Raw genomic sequence first — 6,120 nt, 5'->3', positions numbered from 1 at the left:
GAGCCAGGATCAAACTCTCCAAGAAAGTTGATTAGCTCATTTGTTACGTTGGCTTAGTTTCTTATTTGAAACTAAAATTTTTGTTTGTTTGCACGATTTTGTTTGTTTAGTTTTCAAAGATCAATTTTCTCTATCGCCTAAAAGCGACTTTATTATCTTACCAAGTTATCAATGTAAAGTCAATAACTTTTTTTATCTCTTTTTTCTTGCCATCACTGTCTCGCAGCAACAGATATTAATATACCACCATTAAAGACCTACTGCAATAGTATTTATTATTTTTTTATATAAAATTACAAAGTAAAACTATTCAAACTCTTCACGGTTAAAAGCAATAAAAAAAAATGCCAGTTCAGCACCGGCACTTTTTAAAGATATTACTTATGACGCATTAATGGGAATAACAGTACATCGCGGATAGATGGTGAATTAGTCAGCAGCATAACTATGCGGTCTATTCCAATTCCTAATCCTCCAGTAGGCGGCATACCATACTCCAGCGCTTCAACGAAGTCATCATCCATCATATGGGCTTCATCATTCCCTTGTTCGCGTTCCTTTAATTGCGCTTCGAATCGTTCTCTTTGATCAATCGGATCATTAAGCTCTGTAAACGCGTTCGCATGTTCACGCGCTACAATAAATAATTCAAAACGATCTGTAAATCTTGGATCCTCATCATTTTTCTTCGCAAGCGGCGAAATTTCAACTGGATGGCCGTATATAAAAGTAGGCTGGATTAACTTTTCCTCTACTTTTTGCTCAAAGAATTCATTTACAATGTGACCATAAAGCATGTTGTTATTAATTTCGACACCATGTTCTTTAGCAAGTTCACGAGCCTCTTCCACACTCATCTCTTTCCAGAAATCTGCACCCGTGTATTCTTTGATGGCATCAACCATGTGAAGTCTTTTCCATTCCGGTTTAAGGTCTACTTCATATTCCCCATATTGAATTGTAGTAGAACCAACTACTTCTTGAGCAATGTGGGCGATTAAATTCTCAGTAAGACTCATGATATCACGATAATCAGCGTAGGCTTCGTAAAGTTCAATCATTGTGAATTCTGGGTTATGACGGGTAGAAACCCCTTCATTACGGAATACACGGCCAATTTCATAAACCTTTTCCAGACCGCCGACAATTAACCGCTTTAAGTGAAGCTCAATGGCAATCCTCATAAACAACGGCATATCGAGAGCATTATGATGCGTAATGAACGGACGTGCGGACGCACCCCCAGCGATAGAATGCATCATAGGTGTTTCAACTTCTAAATAACCATGGTCATCTAAATAACGACGCATCGACTGAATAATGCGGCTTCTCGCAATAAATGTCGCCTTACTTTCCTGGCTCATGATTAAATCTAAATAACGCTGGCGGTAACGCTGTTCCACATCTTTAAGCCCATGGAACTTATCAGGCAGCGGACGCAATGCCTTTGTTAAGAACACAAAGTTTTTTACCTTTACCGATAGCTCGCCCACTTTTGTTTTAAATAATGTTCCAGTTACCCCAATAATATCCCCTAGGTCAGCGGTATCAAATAGTTTGTAATTCTCCTCACCAATAGCATCCTGACGAACATATACTTGAATTTGACCTGTTAAATCTTGAACATGCGCAAAACCTGCTTTACCTTTTCCACGCTTCGTCATAATTCGGCCTGCTAAAGAAACGGAAATGTTTTTTGCTTCGATGTCTTCTTTTTCTAATTCTCCATATTGCTCGATCAATTCATTTGTATTGTGTGAACGGTCAAAACGCTTACCAAATGGATCAAGACCATTTTCGCGCATGGTGTTCATTTTTTCACGTCTGACCCTTAATTGGTCATTTAAATCTTCCTGACTCATAAAATCCACTCCAATAATCATTTATTATGTAAAATGCTTTCATTAATCCATCCATTTTTCTACATACTTTATTATTTTACACAAACTTATACTTTCAGACATCAAAAAAGATCTTAATAAAATAAAAACTGCCAGTTATTTCACTGGCAGCATCCAATTAGTATCGAAAAAGACACTTTAAGTGACAAATTTACCCAACAATCAACTGACTTTGTTCTTTTTCCTCAACTTCTAACACTAAGTCGTTTAATAATGTCACTAAGTGATCTCTTGTTTCACACTCATTAATGGCATTACGAACTTTAGCGTTGCCGCGGACCCCTTTTAAATACCAAGCAGTATGCTTGCGCATTTCGCGAACCGCAATATTTTCATTTTTCAGAGCGATTAAACGGTCAAGATGAAGAATACATACATCAATCTTTTCTCTAACAGTTGGTTGAGGCATCAATATCCCAGATTCTAAATATTGTACGGTACGATAAATCATCCATGGATCTCCTAAGGCAGCTCTTCCAATCATGACTCCGTCCACACCAGTTTCCTCGAGCATTCGTTTTGCATCCTGTGGTGTCTGGACGTCCCCATTCCCAATTAACGGAATGTTAAGGTTTTGCTTTACTTCACGGATGATATCCCAGTTAGCTTTTCCTTCATACATTTGAACACGCGTTCGGCCATGAAGCGACACAGCCTTTCCTCCTGCGCGTTCTACTGCTTGGGCATTTTTCACAGCGAAAATATGCTGTTCATCCCAGCCCATCCGCATTTTCACGGTAACAGGCTTTTCCACTTCCGCAACTACCGCAGAAACCATCTCGTAGATTTTATTTGGATCAAGAAGCCACTTTGCTCCCGCATCACATTTAGTGATTTTTGGAACAGGGCAGCCCATATTAATATCGATAATATCAGCATTGGTATTCTTATCAACAAATTTGGCTGCTTCGACAAGTGTTTCCCTTTCGCCGCCAAAAATTTGCAAACTAAGCGGTTTTTCGCGCTCATCGATGTAAAGCATATTCATTGTTTTTTCGTTTTTATTAACGATACCTTTATCGCTTACCATCTCTGCACAAACTAAACCAGCACCGAACTCTTTCACCGTTAGACGGAATGCAGAGTTACATACCCCAGCCATTGGAGCTAAAACCACTGGATTCTTCATTTCAATATCGCCAATTTTCAACATGAAACCACCTCCTATTCTTTGATGAACTTATTCCTTAGGAGTTAAATCATCAATACTTATTTTTAATGAATGCGCAATTCTCTCAAGCAGGTCAACTGCAGGCAGGCGATTTCCTCTTTCAATCTCTCCTAAAATCGATACAGATACACCTAGTTCCTTCGAAAAGCCTTCTTGTGTAAAGCCCTTTAGCTTCCGATAGGCACGAATCCGTCTTCCCCATTTTTCCGCTTCCATATTCGGACTCCTTCTTTATCAGGTAATTCTTCTAACGATGATTCAAGCAATTTATTTATCTTTAAAAATGGACTGTCGTGAATTATCTCTAAAAGTGGAATAATTACAAAAGCCCGTTCTAGCATCCTCGGATGTGGAACTATGAGCTTCTCGCTTTCAATATTTTCTTGGTTAAAGGTTAGAATGTCAAGGTCTATTGTTCGCGGACCCCACTTTATCTCCCTTTTTCTCCCAAGCTCCAATTCGATTTTTAAGCATAAATCCAGCAATTTCATTGGACTTAATGCCGTCTGAATCTCAATTACCATATTTAAAAATAAATCTTGGTCTTCATAGCCAACCGGATCTGTTTCGTATATTGAGGAGTAATTTACCAAATGAAGATCAGTATAGCTTGTTAATTTTTTGATTGCACTCGTTAAATTATCATATCGGTTTCCTAGATTCGAGCCAAGGGCAATAAATGCTGTGTTTTCCACTTTTATCTTCTCCTTGTAATTTCTACTGCAACAGACCTGTAATGTCCTGCAATCGGCGGATTTGGCTTAATCACGGTTACCGTAACCTCGGATACAAGTGGAAACCTCATCAAGACGTTTGAAGCAATGCTTTCTGCAACAGCTTCGACTAACTTATACGGCTGCCCCTCGATTATTTCCTTACATACTTGGTATAACTCAGCATAATTTACTGAGTGCTCCAGTTCATCTGTTTCGCCTGCTTTTTTTAAATCAAGGGAAACGGATAAATCAACCTCAAATCGCTGTCCCAGCTGAGTCTCTTCCGGGAAAACACCATGGTAGCCGTAAAACTCCATTCGATTGACATAAATTTTATCCAATCAGTTCACCCTTTCCCATTAAAGCATCCATCATTTTTGCCATCCTGCTCATTTCCTTGACATCGTGAACACGTATTATGTGGCAGCCCTTTTGGATTCCATAACAAATCGTTGCTCCTGTACCTTCCATTCTTTCGTGAACCGGAAGATCTAATGCCTGTCCAATCATTGTTTTTCTGGATGTCCCTAATAATACTGGATAGCCTAGTTTAACAAATGTATCTAAATTCTGCATAGTTAGCAGATTTTCTTGATAATCCCTCGCAAAACCGATACCAGGATCGAGAATAATATTTTCATCCGTTACACCTGCATTTTTGACAATCGTTATACTTTCATAAAGATCATTAATGACATCTCTCATGAAAACCTTATAGTTTCGGTCATGACGATTATGCATAAGCACGATTGGAACACCGTAGTCTGCAGCAACTTGACCCATTTTTTCATCGGCTTTTGCCCCCCATACATCATTGATTATATGGGCTCCTGCTTCTATCGCCTGCTTTGCCACTTCTGCCTTATACGTATCAATCGAGATTGGTACATCGACATGCTTAGCGATTGCCTCAATTACCGGCATTACCCGTTTGAGTTCTTCCTCGAGGGGAACCGCTGCAAAGCCAGGCCGTGTCGATTCACCGCCGATATCAATGATATCAGCCCCATTTGCGACCATTTCTTTTGCCCGTTCCACAGCCATTTCAACATGATTGAATTTGCCGCCATCTGAAAAGGAATCTGGAGTTGCATTTAAAATGCCCATAATAATGGTTTTTTTACTACTATCCAAGGTATATGGTCCACATTTGATTTGTTCTTGAGTTGCTCTCATACCTAATCCTCCTATACAGGCTATTTTCACTCTTTTTATCATACATGAAATCTTAATTAGTTTACAAAAAAAAGAAGCATCGGTAAGCCGACGCCTCTCTTTAATTGTCTAGTTGCAACGCCGCTAAACAGGCGTTTCCACTTTACTATTTATTCAGCATCATACTGATAAAGCGCTGTACTTAAATAACGTTCACCGTTATCAGGAATAATTGCCAGAACCTTTTTACCTTTTCCAAGTTTCTTCGCAACTTCTAATGCAGCGTGGATTGCTGCTCCTGAAGAAATACCACCAAGAATTCCTTCTTCTCTAGCTGCACGTCTTGATGCAGCAAAAGCATCTTCCGTTCCAACTTGAATCACTTCATCATAAATATCAGTATTTAAAGTTTCTGGAATAAATCCTGCTCCAAGACCTTGAAGCTTATGCGGGCCAGGTGATCCGCCAGAAAGAACAGGTGAATCTGTTGGTTCAATAGCAACGATTTTTATTTCAGGGAATTTTTCACGAAGAACACTTCCTGCTCCAGAGATCGTTCCTCCAGTTCCGATTCCTGAAACAAATGCATCTAATTGATCCATTTGTGCAACGATTTCTTTACCTGTTGTTCTTCTATGAACTTCAGGATTCGCTTGGTTCTTAAATTGCTGGGGTAAGAAATAACCATGTTCCTGTACTAATTCTTCTGCCTTAGCAATAGCACCCTTCATACCAGCTGGACCAGGTGTTAACACAAGTTCCGCACCGTAAGCACGAAGTAGATTCCGTCTTTCCAAACTCATCGTTTCAGGCATAACAAAAACGGCCTTGTAACCTTTTGCTGCAGCAATCATAGCTAGTCCAATTCCAGTATTTCCACTTGTAGGCTCAATAATGGTATCGACACCAGGTTTAATTAAACCTTGTTCTTCTGCTGCTTCAATCATAGCTAAAGCGATACGATCCTTTACACTGCTGCCAGGATTAAAATATTCAAGTTTCAAATAAACCTCTGCACTATTTTCATCTACTAATCTGTTTAATTTAACGATAGGCGTTTGACCGACTAAATCGGCAACTGAATTTGCAACACGAACCATTTTGAGCACCCCTATTCCGAGTAATTTGATTGGATTTATATAATTAAATTTATCAGTTTTATACTTAGTTTGTCAAT

General features: G+C 39.2%; 7 protein-coding genes. All 7 read right to left on the bottom strand.

Going from position 1 to position 6,120, the window contains the following annotated elements:
• Positions 1-377 precede the first annotated feature (377 nt).
• The 7 genes from lysS to cysK all read right to left on the bottom strand — a co-directional run bounded on the left by lysS (position 378) and on the right by cysK (position 6,043).
• Positions 378-1,862, bottom strand: coding sequence for a lysine--tRNA ligase (lysS, locus tag AB7942_RS25900; protein ID WP_369449073.1), 1,485 nt, complete (start codon positions 1,860-1,862; stop codon positions 378-380).
• Between the two features lie 190 nt (positions 1,863-2,052).
• Positions 2,053-3,054: a tRNA dihydrouridine synthase DusB gene (dusB, locus tag AB7942_RS25895; protein WP_369449072.1), complete on the bottom strand. Its 1,002-nt coding sequence runs from the start codon at positions 3,052-3,054 to the stop codon at positions 2,053-2,055.
• Between the two features lie 27 nt (positions 3,055-3,081).
• Positions 3,082-3,288, bottom strand: a complete 207-nt coding sequence (locus AB7942_RS25890; protein ID WP_168241482.1) for a helix-turn-helix domain-containing protein — start codon at positions 3,286-3,288, stop codon at positions 3,082-3,084.
• Positions 3,240-3,767 carry a 2-amino-4-hydroxy-6-hydroxymethyldihydropteridine diphosphokinase gene (folK, locus tag AB7942_RS25885; protein WP_369449071.1) on the bottom strand — a complete coding sequence of 176 codons (528 nt, stop codon included), beginning with the start codon at positions 3,765-3,767 and terminating at the stop codon, positions 3,240-3,242. Before folK ends, AB7942_RS25890 begins: the two co-directional genes overlap by 49 nt.
• A gap of 2 nt (positions 3,768-3,769) precedes the next feature.
• Positions 3,770-4,129: a dihydroneopterin aldolase gene (gene folB / locus AB7942_RS25880; RefSeq protein WP_369449070.1), complete on the bottom strand. Its 360-nt coding sequence runs from the start codon at positions 4,127-4,129 to the stop codon at positions 3,770-3,772.
• Positions 4,122-4,964, bottom strand: a complete 843-nt coding sequence (gene folP / locus AB7942_RS25875) for a dihydropteroate synthase (protein ID WP_088084948.1) — start codon at positions 4,962-4,964, stop codon at positions 4,122-4,124. Before folP ends, folB begins: the two co-directional genes overlap by 8 nt.
• Positions 4,965-5,113: 149 nt before the next feature.
• Positions 5,114-6,043 carry a cysteine synthase A gene (cysK, locus tag AB7942_RS25870; RefSeq protein ID WP_088084947.1) on the bottom strand — a complete coding sequence of 310 codons (930 nt, stop codon included), beginning with the start codon at positions 6,041-6,043 and terminating at the stop codon, positions 5,114-5,116.
• Positions 6,044-6,120 lie beyond the last annotated feature (77 nt).

The sequence above is a fragment of the Neobacillus sp. BF23-41 genome (genome assembly GCF_041106275.1).
This window is presented reverse-complemented; position numbering and strand designations above follow the sequence as displayed.

What these genes read in the sequence shown, in the direction of transcription:
- dusB (WP_369449072.1), bottom strand. Translation starts at nt 3,054, where the DNA reads ATGTTGAAAATTGGCGATATTGAAATGAAGAATCCAGTGGTTTTAGCT.
- AB7942_RS25890 (WP_168241482.1), bottom strand. Translation starts at nt 3,288, where the DNA reads ATGGAAGCGGAAAAATGGGGAAGACGGATTCGTGCCTATCGGAAGCTA.
- lysS (WP_369449073.1), bottom strand. Translation starts at nt 1,862, where the DNA reads ATGAGTCAGGAAGATTTAAATGACCAATTAAGGGTCAGACGTGAAAAA.
- cysK (WP_088084947.1), bottom strand. Translation starts at nt 6,043, where the DNA reads ATGGTTCGTGTTGCAAATTCAGTTGCCGATTTAGTCGGTCAAACGCCT.
- folP (WP_088084948.1), bottom strand. Translation starts at nt 4,964, where the DNA reads ATGAGAGCAACTCAAGAACAAATCAAATGTGGACCATATACCTTGGAT.